Below are 14,398 nucleotides of genomic sequence, written 5' to 3'. Positions count from 1 at the left end.
CCTTTCGGGGGAGGCGAGCCGGCTTCGGCGGCACCATCGGTCACTCCCGGCCCACATCCCGGTGGCTGACCTGGACCTCCACCCCGCGATCACGCAACCGCGCGGCGATCTGCTCAGCCATGGCGACGCTGCGGTGCTTGCCGCCCGTGCACCCCACCGCGAGCGTCGCGTAGCTCTTGCCCTCGCGCCCGTATCCGGCGGCGACCACCTGCAGGACCTCCTCGTACGCGTCGAGGAACTCCTTGGCCCCGGGCTGCCCCAGAACGTATTCGCTGACGGCCGGGTCGAGCCCGTTCATCGGCCGCAGGTCGGGCACCCAGTGGGGGTTGGGCAGGAACCGGCAGTCGACCACGAGGTCGGCGTCGACCGGCAGGCCGTACTTGAACCCGAAGGACACGACGTTGAGCCGCAGCCCGGGCCGGTCCTCCCCGCCGAAGTACGTGACGATCTTGTTGCGCAGCTCGTGGACGTTGTGCGTCGAGGTGTCGATCACCAGGTCGGCGTTGGCCCGCACCTCGCGCAGGATGCCGCGCTCACGGGCGATGCCGTCGACCAGCCGCCCCTCGCCCTGCAGCGGGTGAGGCCGGCGGACGTTCTCGAACCTGCGCACCAGCTCCTCGTCGCTGGCCTCCAGGAACACCACCCGCACCCGCACGCCGCGCGCCTCGAGCTCCTCGATGGCGGCGTTGAGGTCGGTGGTGAAGGCGAGGCTGCGCACGTCGACGACGGCCGCCACCTTGTCGGCGGCGAGCTTGACCTTGCCCGCCTCCTCGGCCATCGCGAACAGCAGGCCGGGCGGCAGGTTGTCGATGACGAACCAGCCGAGGTCCTCCAGGGCCTTGGCCGCGGTGCTGCGGCCCGCCCCCGACATGCCGGTGACGATGACGAACGCCGTCTCGGTGCGCACGCCCTCACCGGCCCCGGTGTTCATGTCGTCGTCCTGCCCGGGAGCCGGCCCGCCGGGCTGATCGGCGCTCATCGGCTCACCCCGCCGGACGGCCCGCCCGGCGCGATCGCCCGGCGGCTCTCCACGGCGGCGCGGCGGCCGAGTACGGCGCGGCCGCCTGATGCCCCTGCGTGAACACCCTGGCATCCTGACGAGATCAAGGTGACTCTCCCTTCAGCGTCGACACGATGACCTCGGCGATGGACGGGCCGATGCCGGGAACCTCGCAGATCTCTGCGGCAGTGGCCTCGCGCAGCTTTTTCACGGAGCCGAAGTGTCTGAGCAACGCCTGGCGCCGGGCCGGCCCGAGGCCGGGCACGCCGTCGAGCGCGCTCTCCTTCACCGTCTTGGACCTCTTCGAACGATGGTAGGTGATGGCGAACCGGTGTGCTTCGTCCCGCACGCGTTGCAGCAGGTAGAGACCCTCGCTTGAACGAGGCATGATCACCGGCTGGTCGTCGCCCGGCAGCCACACCTCCTCCAGCCGCTTGGCCAGGCCGCACACCGCCACGTCGTCGATGCCGAGCTCGTCGAGCGCCCGCTGCGCGGCGGCGGCCTGGGGCCCGGCGCCGTCGACCACGACGAGATTGGGCGGGTAGGCGAACTTGCGCGGCTTGCCGGTCTCGGGGTCGATGGGGCCGTGACCGTCGTCGTCGTCCGGCGCGAGCTCGCCGGTGGCCGAGCGTTCCTCCAGGTAGCGGCGGAAGCGGCGCAGGATCACCTCGTGGATCGAGGCGACGTCGCCCTCCTTGGTCTTCACCGCGAAGCGGCGGTATTCGCTCTTGCGCGCCAGGCCGTCCTCGAACACGACCATGGACGCCACGACGTTCTCGCCCTGCAGGTGGGAGACGTCGTAACACTCGATGCGCAGCGGCGCCTGGTCGAGATCGAGCGCGTCGGCGATCTCCTGCAGCGCCTTGCTGCGGGTGGTCAGGTCGCTCGCGCGGCGGATCTTGTGCTGCGCCAGCGACTCCTTGGCATTGCGCTCGACTGTCTCCATGAGCGCCTTCTTGTCGCCGCGCTGCGGCACGCGGACCTCGACCCGGGCGCGGCGCTGCTCGGTGAGCAGCTCGGTCACCGCGTCGTTGTCGGGCGGCAGATCGGGTACGAGCACCTCGCGGGGCATCGCCTCGGGGCTCGCCTCGGCGTACATCTGCAGCAGGAACTGCTCGACCAGCTCGCCCGGCGAGGTCTCCTCGACCTTGTCGACCACCCAGCCGCGCTGACCGCGGATGCGCCCGCCACGCACGTAGAAGACCTGGACGGCGGCTTCGAGCGGGTCCTCGGCCAGCGCGATCACGTCGGCGTCGGTGCCCTCACCGAGCACGACCGCCTGCTTCTCCAGCGCCCGCTGCAGCGCCTGGATGTCGTCGCGCAGCCGGGCGGCCCGCTCGTACTCCTGCTCGGCCGCGGCCTCGCGCATCTCCTTCTCCAGCCGCTTGATGAACCGGCTGGTGTTGCCCCCCATGAAGTCGCAGAAGTCTTCGGCGAGCGCGCGGTGCTCCTCGGGGGTGACCCGGCCGACGCACGGCGCCGAGCACTTGTCGATGTAGCCCAGCAGGCACGGCCGGCCGATCTGCCCGGCCCGCTTGAAGACCCCGGCGCTGCACGTGCGCACCGGGAAGACGCGCAGCAGCAGGTCGACGGTCTCGCGGATGGCCCAGGCGTGGGAGTAGGGGCCGAAGTAGCGCGTGCCCTTGCGCCTGGCGCCGCGCATGACCTGCACGCGTGGGAAGTCCTCGCCCATGGTGACGGCGAGGTACGGATAGGACTTGTCGTCGCGGTACTTGACGTTGAAGCGCGGGTCGAACTCCTTGATCCAGGAGTATTCGAGCTGCAGCGCCTCCACCTCGGTGCCGACCACCGTCCAGTCGACGCCGGCGGCCGTGGTGAGCATGGTCTGCGTGCGCGGGTGCAGGGCGGAGAAGTCGGCGAAGTAGGAGTTGAGCCGCTGGCGCAGGCTCTTGGCCTTGCCGACGTAGATCACCCTGCCGCCGGCGTCCCTGAACCGGTAGACCCCTGGGGATTCGGGGATCGAACCCGGCCTGGGCCGGAAACTCAAGGTGCTGCCCGCTGATCTCGCCACGCTTCAAGCCTAGTAGCCCGCACCGACAAGGTCGCCCGCCGTACTTTGCGCCAACGTACGGCGGGCATGCCCTGACGGCGGCGAAGCCCTCCGCTCAGGCGAGCATGATCTGGTCGCCCTCGACGGTGATCTGCTGAGCCGGCAGCGGCTGCTCGGCCGGGCCGTTCGTCACCGCGCCGTCGGCGATGGCGAACGTGCTGCCGTGGCACGGGCAGACGATCGCCCCGTCCTCGACGCTGCCGACCGCGCAACCCTGGTGCGTGCAGGTGGCGCTGAACGCCTTGAACTCGCCCTCGGTCGGCTGCGTCACCACGATCTTCTGGTCCTTGAAGATCGTGCCGCCGCCGACGGGGATGTCGGCCGTCTTGGCCAGCGCGGTGCCGCCCTGCGGGGCGCTCGACTGCGGCGTCCCGGACTGCGGGGCGCCGGACTCGGTCGCGGGGGCGCTGCTCGCAGGCTGCCCCGCGGGCTGTGCGGTATCGGTGCCGCCGCACGCGGCGACCGCCAGCGCCAGGCCACCGGCTCCGACGCTCGCGATCATCGCCCTGCGGCTCTTCAGGTCTTGTCCCATAAGTCCACCCAAACCTACCCAGGTGAAAAATTCATGAGACGCGTCTCAAGCGAGCCTGATCTTCTCGCCGTCCACGGTGATCTGCTTCTCCTCCAGCGGCTCACCGGCGGGACCGTTCGCGACGGAACCGTCCTGGATGCTGAACTTGCTGCCGTGGCACGGGCAGTTGATCGTGCCGTTCGACACGCTGGCGACCGCGCAGCCCTGGTGGGTGCAGGTGGCGCTGAACGCCTTGAACTCGCCCGCCGCCGGCTGCGTCACCACGACGTTCTGGTTCTTGAAAATCTTGCCGCCGCCCTCGGGGATGTCGGCGGTGTCGGCCAGCGCCTTGGGCTTGCCGCCGCCGTTCTGCTCGGGGGCGCTCTGCTCGGGCGCGTTCTGCTCGGGCGCGTTCTGCTCGGGCGCCGGCTCGTCCGCCTGCACGTTCGCGTCCGTCGTCGGCACGCCGTAGCTCGCGCACGCCGTCAGCACCGCCGCGAGCCCGGCGCCTCCGGCGCCGAACACCACTGTCCGCCGCGTCGTTTCCGTCATGGTGCGTCCTCTCAGATCTGCTCTTGCTCTCAGGTACGGCCAGCGCACTGGCGCCGGTTCAGCCTGGAGGAGCCCGATCCGGGAAACCACGCACTATTACCGGTTCAGACCGCCACGATGCCGTCGCCTTCGAGCTTGACCTGGAAGGAGGCCAGCGGGGCGGTCGCCGGGCCCTTGGTGGCCTGGCCGGTGTCGGCGGCGAACTCGCTGCCGTGGCACGCGCACCGGATGACGTTGTCCTTCGGCGTGCTCACCTTGCAACCCTTGTGGGTGCAGCGCGCGCTGAACGCCTTGTAGACGCCCTGAGCAGGCTGCGTCACCACGACCTGCAGGTCGTCGACCAGCGTGCCGCCGCCCACGGGCACGTCGGCGGCCTTGGCGATGACCTTGCCCTTGAGGCTCGGCGGCTCCTGCGCCTGCCCCGAGCCGCAGGCGGTGAGGGCCAGCCCGCACGCCGCGACCCCCGCCGCACCCAGCATCTCGCGCCGTCCCAACCCGTTTCCGGACATGGCTCCGCCCCGCTCCGTGTCGATGTCCCCTGCCCGCCCTCCGTGTCGCTGTTGACCCCCAGGAGGTGCGGTCGTTACCTGGTCTCAACCTTATTGACGGCACCCCTCGGTCCCGCCATCGGGTGCGGTGCGCGGCGGCCCTCCGGCGGTCAGCGCGCGGTAGGTCTCCGGTCAGCGGCAGGTCGCAGGCTGCGCGCATGACTTCTTCTTCCGCGCCCGCGTCCGCCGGCCCCGCCCGATCGGCCCGGCCCCGGTGGTGGCGGCGTCCCTGGGTGGCGCCGCTGATGGTGGTGGCGGCGGCTTTCCTCGCGTTCTCACTGCCTCCCTACCTGTCGCTGGATCCGAGCCGGTCGCGCGTGCCCGCCCCCGACTTCTTCCCGCCGCACTTCGTCATGCTCTCCCTGCACGTCGTGTTCGGGTCGGTGGCGATGGTGACGTGCTGTCTGCAGATCTGGCCGTGGTTCCGGGGCCGCCATCCGCGTGCGCACCGCGTCATCGGCCGCGTGTACGTCTTCGGCGGCTGCCTGCCGAGCGGGCTGATGGGCCTCGTGGTGGGGATCGCCACACCGTGGGGCCCGGTCACGATGGTGAGCAACGTGCTGCTGGCGCTGCTCTGGCTGGGCTGCACGCTGACCGGGTGGCGGATGGCCCGGCAGCGCAGGTTCGTCGACCACCGCCGCTGGATGGTGCGCAGCTTCGCCCTGACGATGTCGATCATCACCAACCGGCTCTACGGCGTGCTCTTCACGATCCTGCTGCTGCCGCAGTTCGAGACGACCTTCCGCGGCGACGAGGCCCTCATGGGCAGCACAGTGGCGGCGCTGTCGGCGTGGCTGGGCTGGGTGCTGCCGCTGCTGGTGGCCGAGTGGTGGCTGGAACGCGGCGACGCCGCCAATCGCCGCCGCCGCGCCACTCGTTCCCCCGGCTCCCCATCGCCGAACACCGCTCCCCGGCCCGCCGGCACCGCCCCGCAACTCTGAGCGCCCCCATGCTCCCTGACCATGCCCCGACCGGAACGGCCCGGGCAGAGGAGGTCCCCGCACCCTTCACTTCGGGGCGGGGACCAGAGCTCTGCTCGTCAGAGGGACAGGATCTTCCGCAGGAAGCGCCCCGTGTGGCTCTCGTCGACCAGCGCGATCTCCTCCGGCGTGCCGCTGGCGACCAGCGTGCCGCCCCGGGACCCGCCCTCGGGGCCCATGTCGATGATCCAGTCGGCGGTCTTGATGACGTCGAGGTTGTGCTCGATGACGATCACCGTGTTGCCGCCGTCGACCAGCCGCCCGAGCACGCCGAGCAGCCGCCGGATGTCCTCGAAGTGCAGGCCGGTGGTCGGCTCGTCGAGCACGTAGACCGTCCGCCCCGTCTGCCGCCGCTGCAGCTCGGAGGCGAGCTTGACGCGCTGCGCCTCGCCGCCGGACAGCGTCGTGGCCGGCTGCCCGAGGCGTACGTAGCCGAGCCCCACGTCGTGGAGCGTCTGCAGGTGGCGCTTGATCGCGGGGATCGCGTCGAAGAAGCCCAGCGCCTCCTCGATCGGCATGTCGAGCACCTCGGAGATCGTCTTGCCCTTGTAGTGGACCTCCAGCGTCTCCCGGTTGTAGCGGGCGCCGTGGCAGACCTCACAGGGGACGTAGACGTCCGGCAGGAAGTTCATCTCGATCTTGATGGTGCCGTCGCCGGCGCACGCCTCGCAGCGCCCGCCCTTGACGTTGAAGCTGAAGCGCCCCGGCTGGTAGCCGCGCATCTTGGCCTCGGTCGTGGCCGCGAACAGCTTGCGGATGTGGTCGAAGACCCCGGTGTAGGTGGCCGGGTTGGAGCGCGGGGTGCGGCCGATCGGCGACTGGTCGACGTGGACCACCTTGTCGACCTGGTCCATGCCGTTGATCCGCGAGTGCCGGCCGGGCACCGTGCGGGCGCCGTTGAGCTCCTTGGCCAGCGCGTTGTAGAGGATGTCGTTGACCAGCGTCGACTTGCCCGACCCCGACACCCCCGTGACCGCGGTGAACACGCCCAGCGGGAAGTCGATGTCGACCCCCTTGAGGTTGTGCTGGCGCGCGCCCTTGACGGTGATCTGCCGCTTCTTGTCGCGCTTGCGGCGCTGGGCGGGGATCGGGATGCTCCTGCGGCCGGACAGGTACTGGCCGGTCAGCGACTCCTCGCTGGCCAGCAGCTCCTGGACGGTGCCGGAGACGACGACCTGGCCGCCGTGCTCGCCGGCGCCCGGCCCGATGTCGACCACCCAATCGGCGGCGGCGATGGTGTCCTCGTCATGCTCGACGACGATCAGCGTGTTGCCCATGTCGCGCAGCCGGACGAGTGTGTCGAGCAGGCGCATGTTATCGCGCTGGTGCAGGCCGATGGAGGGCTCGTCCAGCACGTAGAGGACGCCGACCAGGCCGGAGCCGATCTGCGTGGCCAGCCGGATGCGCTGCGCCTCGCCGCCGGCGAGGGTGGCGGCGGCGCGGTCCATGCTCAGGTAGTCGAGGCCGACGTCGAGCAGGAAGCCCATGCGGGCGTTGATCTCCTTGACCACCTGCTCGGCGATCTGCATGTCGCGGTCGGACAGCTTGAGCGCGGCGAGGAACTTCGCGCACTCGCCGATCGACATGGACGACACCTCGGCGATCGACTTGCCGGCGACCGTCACCGCGAGGCTGACCGGCTTGAGCCTGGCCCCCTTGCAGGCCGGGCACGGGATCTCCCGCATGTAGCCCTCGAACCGCTCGCGCGCCGAGTCGCTCTCGGCCTCGGCGTGCCGGCGCTGCACCCACGGGATGACGGGGGTGAACGTCGTGTAGTAGGAGCGCCTGCGGCCGAAGCGGTTGCTGTAGCTGACGTGCACCTGCTCGTCGTGGCCGTGCAGCAGGGCCTTCTGAGCCTTCTTCGGCAGCTTCTCCCACGGCGTGTCGAGGGTGAAGCCGACCGCGTGGCCGAGCGCCTCGACCAGCCGGGTGAAGTATTCGCTGGCGTGGCCGCCGGACCACGGGTGGATGGCGCCCTCACGCAGCGTGCGCTCCGGGTCGGGCACGACCAGCTCGGGGTCGACCTCCATCTTCGTGCCGAGGCCCGTGCACTCCGGGCAGGCGCCGAACGGCGAGTTGAAGGAGAACGAACGCGGCTCCAGCTCCTCGAACGACAGGTCGTCGTAGGGGCAGTAGAGGTGCTCGGAGTAGAAGCGCTCGCGGCCCGGGTCGTCTTCCGGCAGGTCGACGAACTCGAGCGTGATCGTGCCGCCGGACAGCAGCAACGCCGTCTCGACCGAGTCGTTGAGCCGGCGCCGCGCCGACTCCTTGACCGACAGGCGGTCGACGATGACCTCGATGTCGTGCTTCTCGTACTTCTTCAGCGTCGGCGGCTCCTCCAGCCGGACGACGGTGCCGTCGACCCTGGCCCTGGCGAAGCCCTTGGTCTGCAGCTCGCGGAACAGCTCGGCGTATTCGCCCTTGCGGCCCCTGACGACCGGCGCCAGCACCTGGAACCGGGTGCCCTCCGCCAGATCCATCACCCGGTCGACGATCTGCTGCGGCGACTGCCTGGCGATCGGGCGGGCGCAGACGGGGCAGTGCGGCTTGCCGATGCGCGCCCACAGCAGCCGCAGGTAGTCGTAGACCTCGGTGATCGTGCCGACCGTGGAGCGCGGGTTCTTGCTGGTGGCCTTCTGGTCGATGGACACGGCCGGGGACAGGCCCTCGATGAAGTCGACGTCGGGCTTGTCCATCTGGCCGAGGAACTGGCGAGCGTACGCCGACAGCGACTCGACGTAGCGCCGCTGGCCCTCAGCGAAGATCGTGTCGAAGGCCAGACTCGACTTGCCCGAGCCGGAGAGGCCGGTGAAGACGATCATCGAGTCTCGCGGCAGGTCGAGCGAGACGTCCTTGAGGTTGTGTTCTCGTGCACCACGCACGATCAGGCGGTCTGCCACGGCGATCCCGGAAGTCAAAAGGCGGATAGGTCCACGGGGGATGGTAGACGGGGGCTCCGACAGTTTCGGGCCGGCGTCGACTCCGGCCGCCGAGAACCCGTCCCTCTCAGGGTACGGCCATCTCCCGCCATGCCAGGAGCCATTCAACGGTCAACCTCCTGACCTGGGGTTTTATGCCCCTAGGCCAATTCACCTTAAACGATGAAATATCGAGGTATGACCGTATTGCCGAGGCTCCAGGCAGAACTGGCCGACGTCACGAACCGGCTTCTGGTCACGGCCGCCTCCCTCTCCGACACCGACCTCACGGACCCGTCCCTGCTGTCCGGCTGGAGCAGGGGTCACGTCCTCGCGCACGTCGCCGCCTCCACCGACTCCCACCTGAACCTCCTGACCTGGGCGAGGACCGGCGTCCGAACCCCCCAGTACGCCTCGTACGCGGCCCGCGCCGCCGAGATCGAGGCCGGAGCCGCCCGATCCGCCTCCCGGCACCTGGCGGCGCTGGAGGACGGCGCCGCCCGCCTGGCCGCCGCGATCCGCGACCTGCCGGAGCACGCCTGGTCCGCGCGGGTGGAGGGCATGCGCCCACCACCCCATCCCGCCTGGTACGTCCTCGTGCGCCGGGTACGCGAGATCGGCTTCCACCTGGTGGACATGGCCGCCGGTTACGGCCCCGCGGACTGGCCGCAGGCGTTCGTCCGCCGGGAGCTGCACGACTGCCGCAGATCATGGCCCCGGGAACGCGGCACCGTGAGCGAGGTCGTGTTCATGGACGGCGGCCGGGCCGTCGAACGATGGCGCGACCTCGGCCGAGGCCCCGCCGTCGCCGGCGCGCCCGCCGACATGCTGGCCTGGCTCACCGGTCGCTCCGATGGCGAGGGGGTTAGGCTGGTGCCAGTGGGGCGATCGTGCACACCGGGCCCCGGGGGCGCACGCCTTCCAGAGCCGCCACCGTGGCTGACGATGCCGGCCCCCGCTGATCTGCCCGCGACGCCCCCAGAGGACTACCCATGACGTACACAGGTGACGTCCAGGTCGGCGGCCCCGCCGACGTGCGCGAGCTGCCGGCTCTGACGATCTGCAAGCTCGCCGTCGGCCCGTTCGACAACAACGCCTATCTGCTCCGCTGTACCGCCACCGGTGAGGGCCTGCTCATCGACGCCGCGGCCGAGGCCGACCGGCTGCTCGCGCTCGCCGCCGACCAGCCGGTCCGCTCGATCGCCACGACCCACCAGCACGGCGACCACTGGCAGGCGCTGGAGCAGGTCGCCAAGGTCACGGGAGCGGAGGTGATCGCCCACCCGCTCGACGCCCCGGCGCTGCCGGTGCCGGTCACCCACCCGGTCGAGCACGGCGACACGATCAGCGTCGGCGAGGTGAGCCTGGAGGTCATCCACCTGCGGGGTCACACGCCTGGCTCGATCGCCCTGCTGTACGACGGCGGCGCGGCGGGCCTGCATCTGTTCACCGGCGACTCCCTGTTCCCGGGCGGCGTCGGCAACACCCAGAAGGACCCCGAGCGCTTCACGCAGCTCTACACCGACGTGGTGGAGCGGATCTTCGACCGCCTGCCCGACGAGACCTGGGTCTACCCGGGCCACGGGAAGGACACCACCCTGGGCGCCGAGCGCCCCGCTCTTCCGGAGTGGAAGGCCAGGGGCTGGTAGAGACGGCGGCGCCCGCCGGGGCGGATCACCGGCGGGCGGTCAGCACGTGCACGATGCGCTCGGCCGCGTGGGCGGGGTCGTCGGCCGGTCCGACCGGCTCACCCCACGACCAGCGGTAGAACCAGCCCTCGGCGAGCGGCACGCAGTCGACCGTCTCGGCGAGCATGATCGTGCCGTCCGGATCGCTGATGCGCAGCACGGGCGGATACGGCCGCAATGCGGCCGTCAGCCCGCGCTGCTCCAGCTCGGCGGCGAGTTTGCCGAGGTAGTACGTGCGCGTGTGCTCGCGCGGCGTAGCTGACATGGATCCATCAAAGCCGAAATAAGACGAAAAATCCCGCCGTCAGTTGCTGACGCGCTCCACGCCCTCGGCCTCGCGGCGCTTGTTGTACTGGCGCTGCTCACGCTTGTAGAAGAGCATCCGCAGCGGAATCGCCGCCACCAGCGCGATCTGCATGGTCGCCCCGATCTTGATCGGGAGGTCGCCGCCTTCGGGCCAGGCCACCCAGAAGGTGAGGAAGGCCACATTGACCATGATCCACCCGAGCACGACCGCCGCGAGCTGCCCCTTGGGCTTGGGGTACTCGATGCGGCTGACCATGAGCCAGGCCACGCCGAGCACGCCCACCAGGGCCCAGATGCTGGGCTGGAACAGCAGCACGATCGAGATCACGCTCATGGCGCCCATCGGGATGGGCAGCCCCATGAAATCGCCGCTCTTGGTCTTGACGCAGGCGAACCTGGCCAGGCGCACGACACCGGCCACCAGCACGGCCGCCGCCGCGGCGAGCACCGCCGCGAAGGGGACCCTGTCGCTGAAGCCCATGCCCCAGATCACGACCATGAAGGCCGGCGCGAACCCGAAGCTGATGACGTCGGCCAGGTTGTCGAGCTCGGCGCCCATCGCTGAGGCGCGGAAACGCCGGGCCACGAGGCCGTCGAACAGGTCGCACGTGGCGCCGATCAGCAGCAGCACGATGGCGGTGGCGAAGTAGCTCGGATCCGGCGAGAAACGGCCGGGCGCGACCTGCAGCTGCTGGATCGCGGAGTAGGCCAGGACGCACACCGCGAGGAAGCCGCAGACGGCATTGCCCAGCGAGAGCGAGTCCGCGGCCGACAGCCGGAACGCCTTGCCGACGGGCCCGCGAGGCTCTTCGTTCTCCGCCTGCCAGCTGCCCGCGTCAGCCGTGGTCAATTCTGGTCACCCCCGCAACCGTCTTCTCTCCCACGGAGACCGCAGGGGAGATGCCTTCGGGAAGGTAGATGTCGACCCGCGAACCGAACCGGATGAGCCCGATCCGCTCCGCCTGCGCGACCTTCACACCCGCGTTCACGTACGGCACGATCCTGCGCGCCACGGCGCCCGCGATCTGCACCATCTCGATGTCGCCCAGCGCGGTCTCGAAATGCCACACCACGCGCTCGTTCTGGTCGCTGTCCTTGTTGAACGCCGGCACGAACCCACCTGCCACATGCTGCACGGAGGTGACATTTCCCGCAAGAGGGGCACGGTTGACGTGCACGTTCAGCGGACTCATGAAGATGGCGATCCTGGTGCGCCCGTCCGGCCACGGATCGATGCTCTGCACCACGCCGTCGGCGGGGGACAGGATGCGCCCTGAGCCCGGAGTGCGGTCGGGGTCGCGGAAGAACCAGAGCATGGCCCCGGTGAGCGCGCTCAGCGGCACCGCCGCGAGCGCCCATCGCCGGTCTCGGCGCGTCAGCAGCGCGCTGGCGGCCGCCGTGGCCGCCGTGGGGAGGAGCCACGGGGAGACCCCGCGTGCGAGCCTCATGCGGCTCGGCTTGGCAGAATCGTCTGACACGTACAACCTTTGGTGGTGACTGGACTAGGCGCTTTGCCGTGTTGTTACGGAACCAGTAACTATTACACGGCCTAACCACACAAGCAAAGCGCCCTGAGGTCCATTTCGCTAGACCTGTTCCGGTTGCGTCTCCTCGCCCTTGCGCATGTCGATGCGGGCTTTGATCAGGCTGGCCACGGTGGTGATGACCATGGTGGCGCCGATGACCGAGAGCGACACCCAGATGGGAATGGCGGGCGCCCAGGAGACATGGCTGGCATGCAACGCCTCCAATACGAGCTTAACCCCGATGAACCCCAGGATGAACGCCAAACCATAGCTGATGTAGACGAGTCGCTGCAGCAGACCGCCCAGCAGGAAGTAGAGCTGACGCAGTCCCATCAGGGCGAACGCGTTGGCGGTGAAGACGATGAAGGGGTCCTTCGTCAGGCCGAAGATCGCCGGAATCGAGTCGAGCGCGAACAGCAGGTCGGTGCTGCCGATGGCGATCATCACGATGAGCATCGGCGTGACCATGCGCTTGCCGTCGACCTTGACGGTGACCTTGGAGCCGACGTAGCCGTCGGTGGTGGGGAAGGCCCTGCGCACCCAGCGCAGCACGATGTTCTCGTTGAACTCCTCGTCATCGCCCTTGAGGTGGTCGCGGACGATGTTGATCGCGGTGTAGACGAGGAAGGCGCCGAAAACGTAGAACAGCCAGCTGAACCGCTCGAGCGCGGCGGCGCCCAGCGCGATGAAGATGCCGCGCATCACGAGCGCGAGCAGGATGCCGACGAGCAACACCTTGTGCTGGTACGCCCGTGGCACCGCGAACCGGCTCATGATGATGAGAAAGACGAAGAGGTTGTCGATACTGAGGCTGTATTCGGTGATGTAGCCGGCGAAGAACTCTCCCGCCTTCACACCCCCGACCGTCACCCACAGCACAGCTCCGAACGCCACGGCGAGCGCGACGTAGAACGACACCCAGTAACTCGCCTGGCGCATGGAGAATTCTCGGGCCTCGCCGCGGTCGACGATCCACAAGTCGATCGCGAGAACAAGAAGGAGACCGCCGATGACGGCGATCCAGGCCCACAAAGGTTCGTTCACTCAACCCTCCGGCATGCGCGGCTCATTGCCGGAGGTCTCTCCCGCTCGCCTGAAGCCCGCGAACCGGCAGCCCCGGGGGCCCCATGGGGCGGGGCTGCACCGTGATGACGAGGCTGTCGCGAAGGGATACTCCCCTCCCTAACCCCGGCAGTATATGAGAACGCATCGACCCCACCTAACCGCCGGTGGCGCGCTACGACCGATAAACCGCGAGCACACTCTCCACGACGTCGTCGCCGCCGGGCATCTCCCGACCGCGCCGCACCGCCGCCGCGGCCAGTCTCTCCGCAGTCGCGACATCCGCCAGCAGCGCCCGTACGGCCGTACGAAACCCCTCGACGTCGCCGTACGGCACCAGGATCCCGGCATCCGCCAAAATTTCCGGAATGCCACCCACATCGGAGGCGATGGCCGGCGTGCCCGTCATGAGAGCCTCCCTGAGCGTGAGCGGCTGCCCCTCCCACCGACTCGGCATCACCAGCGCCACAGCGGCCCCGAGCAAGTCGGGCACGTCATCACGATTACCCAGCAGCCGAACAGGAAGCCGTTCGGCGTCGATCCGCCGCTGCAACTCCTCCCGCAACGGCCCCTCCCCCGCAACCACGAACAGCGGCACACCACCAGACCCACCCGAACCCTGGCCCGGTGCACCGGCGGACCCACCGGGCCATGGTCCGGCCGCGACGTCGAGCAGCGTCTCCAGCCCCTTCTGCTGGGCCAGGCGGGCGACGGTCAGCAGGAGCGGCCGTTCCCCGGCGCCGAGCTCGTCCTTGACCTCCTGTGGCGTCCGCTTCGCCGGTTGCGGCGCGGGCGCCGCCACCAGCGCGGCGCGCACGTCGCGAGCGCCGAGCCGGGTCATCCGCTCGCCGAGGTCGGGCGAGACGACCAGCACGCGCCCGGCCCGCCGGGCCACGATCCGCTCCAGCACGCCGTAGACGAACCCCACGAAACCACCCGCGGTGAGCGCGTTGTGCAACGTCACGACCGGCCCGCGGCGCCCGAGCGCGGTCAACGCCCCGGCGCGCAACCCGTGGGGGTGCACGACGTCGGCGTCGCGGGTCAGCCGCCGGATGGCCAGCACCGCGCGCAGGTCACCGAGGGGCTGCGGCCGGTCGGACACGGCCACCTCGGCGAAGACCGCCCCCGTGGGCGACCTCACACGCTGGATCTTCGTCATGCATGTGCGTCATACCCGCACTCTGACATCCCGGGCCGCCCGCGACCAAGCAGCAACTGGGTCTGGTCGAAGAACGG

General features: G+C 69.8%; 14 protein-coding genes. 3 read left to right on the top strand and 11 right to left on the bottom strand.

What is annotated here, in order from left to right:
- Positions 1-40: 40 nt before the first annotated feature.
- The 5 genes from rapZ to C1J01_RS37340 all read right to left on the bottom strand — a co-directional run bounded on the left by rapZ (position 41) and on the right by C1J01_RS37340 (position 4,643).
- Complete coding sequence (gene rapZ, locus C1J01_RS37360) at positions 41-931, bottom strand: RNase adapter RapZ (RefSeq protein ID WP_111183689.1); 891 nt, start codon at positions 929-931, stop codon at positions 41-43.
- A gap of 172 nt (positions 932-1,103) precedes the next feature.
- Positions 1,104-3,008 (bottom strand): excinuclease ABC subunit UvrC, encoded by a 1,905-nt coding sequence (gene uvrC / locus C1J01_RS37355; RefSeq protein WP_111183687.1) that lies wholly within the window; start codon positions 3,006-3,008, stop codon positions 1,104-1,106.
- A 118-nt stretch (positions 3,009-3,126) separates the two neighbouring features.
- Positions 3,127-3,603 (bottom strand): Rieske (2Fe-2S) protein, encoded by a 477-nt coding sequence (locus tag C1J01_RS37350; RefSeq protein ID WP_235854925.1) that lies wholly within the window; start codon positions 3,601-3,603, stop codon positions 3,127-3,129.
- Positions 3,604-3,648: 45 nt separating this feature from the next.
- Positions 3,649-4,134, bottom strand: coding sequence for a Rieske (2Fe-2S) protein (locus C1J01_RS37345; protein WP_111183686.1), 486 nt, complete (start codon positions 4,132-4,134; stop codon positions 3,649-3,651).
- Positions 4,135-4,238: 104 nt separating this feature from the next.
- The gene (locus tag C1J01_RS37340; protein ID WP_235854924.1) at positions 4,239-4,643 is read right to left on the bottom strand and encodes a Rieske (2Fe-2S) protein; all 405 of its coding nucleotides are present in this window, start codon (positions 4,641-4,643) and stop codon (positions 4,239-4,241) included.
- 197 nt (positions 4,644-4,840) lie between these two features.
- On the opposite strand from C1J01_RS37340, the gene C1J01_RS37335 reads away from it, so the two are divergent.
- The gene (locus C1J01_RS37335; protein ID WP_111183684.1) at positions 4,841-5,623 is read left to right on the top strand and encodes a DUF2306 domain-containing protein; all 783 of its coding nucleotides are present in this window, start codon (positions 4,841-4,843) and stop codon (positions 5,621-5,623) included.
- A 98-nt stretch (positions 5,624-5,721) separates the two neighbouring features.
- Here C1J01_RS37335 and uvrA read toward each other — a convergent pair whose 3' ends face one another.
- Positions 5,722-8,562 carry an excinuclease ABC subunit UvrA gene (gene uvrA, locus C1J01_RS37330; protein ID WP_111183683.1) on the bottom strand — a complete coding sequence of 947 codons (2,841 nt, stop codon included), beginning with the start codon at positions 8,560-8,562 and terminating at the stop codon, positions 5,722-5,724.
- A 216-nt stretch (positions 8,563-8,778) separates the two neighbouring features.
- Between uvrA and C1J01_RS37325 the strand changes: the two genes are divergently transcribed.
- The gene (locus C1J01_RS37325) at positions 8,779-9,576 is read left to right on the top strand and encodes a maleylpyruvate isomerase family mycothiol-dependent enzyme (protein ID WP_181449184.1); all 798 of its coding nucleotides are present in this window, start codon (positions 8,779-8,781) and stop codon (positions 9,574-9,576) included.
- Positions 9,573-10,229 (top strand): MBL fold metallo-hydrolase, encoded by a 657-nt coding sequence (locus tag C1J01_RS37320; RefSeq protein ID WP_111183681.1) that lies wholly within the window; start codon positions 9,573-9,575, stop codon positions 10,227-10,229. Before C1J01_RS37325 ends, C1J01_RS37320 begins: the two co-directional genes overlap by 4 nt.
- 25 nt (positions 10,230-10,254) lie before the next feature.
- Here C1J01_RS37320 and C1J01_RS37315 read toward each other — a convergent pair whose 3' ends face one another.
- The 5 genes from C1J01_RS37315 to C1J01_RS37295 all read right to left on the bottom strand — a co-directional run bounded on the left by C1J01_RS37315 (position 10,255) and on the right by C1J01_RS37295 (position 14,321).
- The gene (locus tag C1J01_RS37315; protein WP_111183680.1) at positions 10,255-10,533 is read right to left on the bottom strand and encodes a hypothetical protein; all 279 of its coding nucleotides are present in this window, start codon (positions 10,531-10,533) and stop codon (positions 10,255-10,257) included.
- A 39-nt stretch (positions 10,534-10,572) separates the two neighbouring features.
- Positions 10,573-11,424: a CDP-diacylglycerol--serine O-phosphatidyltransferase gene (pssA, locus tag C1J01_RS37310; RefSeq protein ID WP_111183679.1), complete on the bottom strand. Its 852-nt coding sequence runs from the start codon at positions 11,422-11,424 to the stop codon at positions 10,573-10,575.
- Positions 11,411-12,022, bottom strand: a complete 612-nt coding sequence (locus tag C1J01_RS37305; protein ID WP_111183678.1) for a phosphatidylserine decarboxylase — start codon at positions 12,020-12,022, stop codon at positions 11,411-11,413. The genes pssA and C1J01_RS37305 overlap by 14 nt, the downstream gene beginning before the upstream one ends.
- Positions 12,023-12,160: 138 nt before the next feature.
- A complete protein-coding gene (locus tag C1J01_RS37300; protein ID WP_111183677.1) occupies positions 12,161-13,144 on the bottom strand; it encodes a TerC family protein in 984 nt (327 codons plus the stop codon).
- A 193-nt stretch (positions 13,145-13,337) separates the two neighbouring features.
- Entirely contained in the window at positions 13,338-14,321 is a 984-nt protein-coding gene (locus C1J01_RS37295) for a glycosyltransferase family 4 protein (RefSeq protein ID WP_111183676.1), read from the bottom strand.
- Between the last annotated feature and the right edge of the window lie 77 nt (positions 14,322-14,398).

It is taken from the genome of Nonomuraea aridisoli, from assembly GCF_003236395.1.
Taxonomy (GTDB): domain Bacteria; phylum Actinomycetota; class Actinomycetes; order Streptosporangiales; family Streptosporangiaceae; genus Nonomuraea; species Nonomuraea aridisoli.
This window is presented reverse-complemented; position numbering and strand designations above follow the sequence as displayed.

Coding starts and splice junctions, on each gene's coding strand:
- C1J01_RS37345 (WP_111183686.1), bottom strand. CDS start 4,134: ATGACGGAAACGACGCGGCGGACAGTGGTGTTCGGCGCCGGAGGCGCC.
- C1J01_RS37325 (WP_181449184.1), top strand. CDS start 8,779: ATGACCGTATTGCCGAGGCTCCAGGCAGAACTGGCCGACGTCACGAAC.
- C1J01_RS37295 (WP_111183676.1), bottom strand. CDS start 14,321: ATGACGAAGATCCAGCGTGTGAGGTCGCCCACGGGGGCGGTCTTCGCC.
- C1J01_RS37315 (WP_111183680.1), bottom strand. CDS start 10,533: ATGTCAGCTACGCCGCGCGAGCACACGCGCACGTACTACCTCGGCAAA.
- C1J01_RS37320 (WP_111183681.1), top strand. CDS start 9,573: ATGACGTACACAGGTGACGTCCAGGTCGGCGGCCCCGCCGACGTGCGC.
- rapZ (WP_111183689.1), bottom strand. CDS start 931: ATGAACACCGGGGCCGGTGAGGGCGTGCGCACCGAGACGGCGTTCGTC.
- C1J01_RS37340 (WP_235854924.1), bottom strand. CDS start 4,643: ATGTCCGGAAACGGGTTGGGACGGCGCGAGATGCTGGGTGCGGCGGGG.
- C1J01_RS37305 (WP_111183678.1), bottom strand. CDS start 12,022: ATGAGGCTCGCACGCGGGGTCTCCCCGTGGCTCCTCCCCACGGCGGCC.
- C1J01_RS37335 (WP_111183684.1), top strand. CDS start 4,841: ATGACTTCTTCTTCCGCGCCCGCGTCCGCCGGCCCCGCCCGATCGGCC.
- C1J01_RS37350 (WP_235854925.1), bottom strand. CDS start 3,603: ATGGGACAAGACCTGAAGAGCCGCAGGGCGATGATCGCGAGCGTCGGA.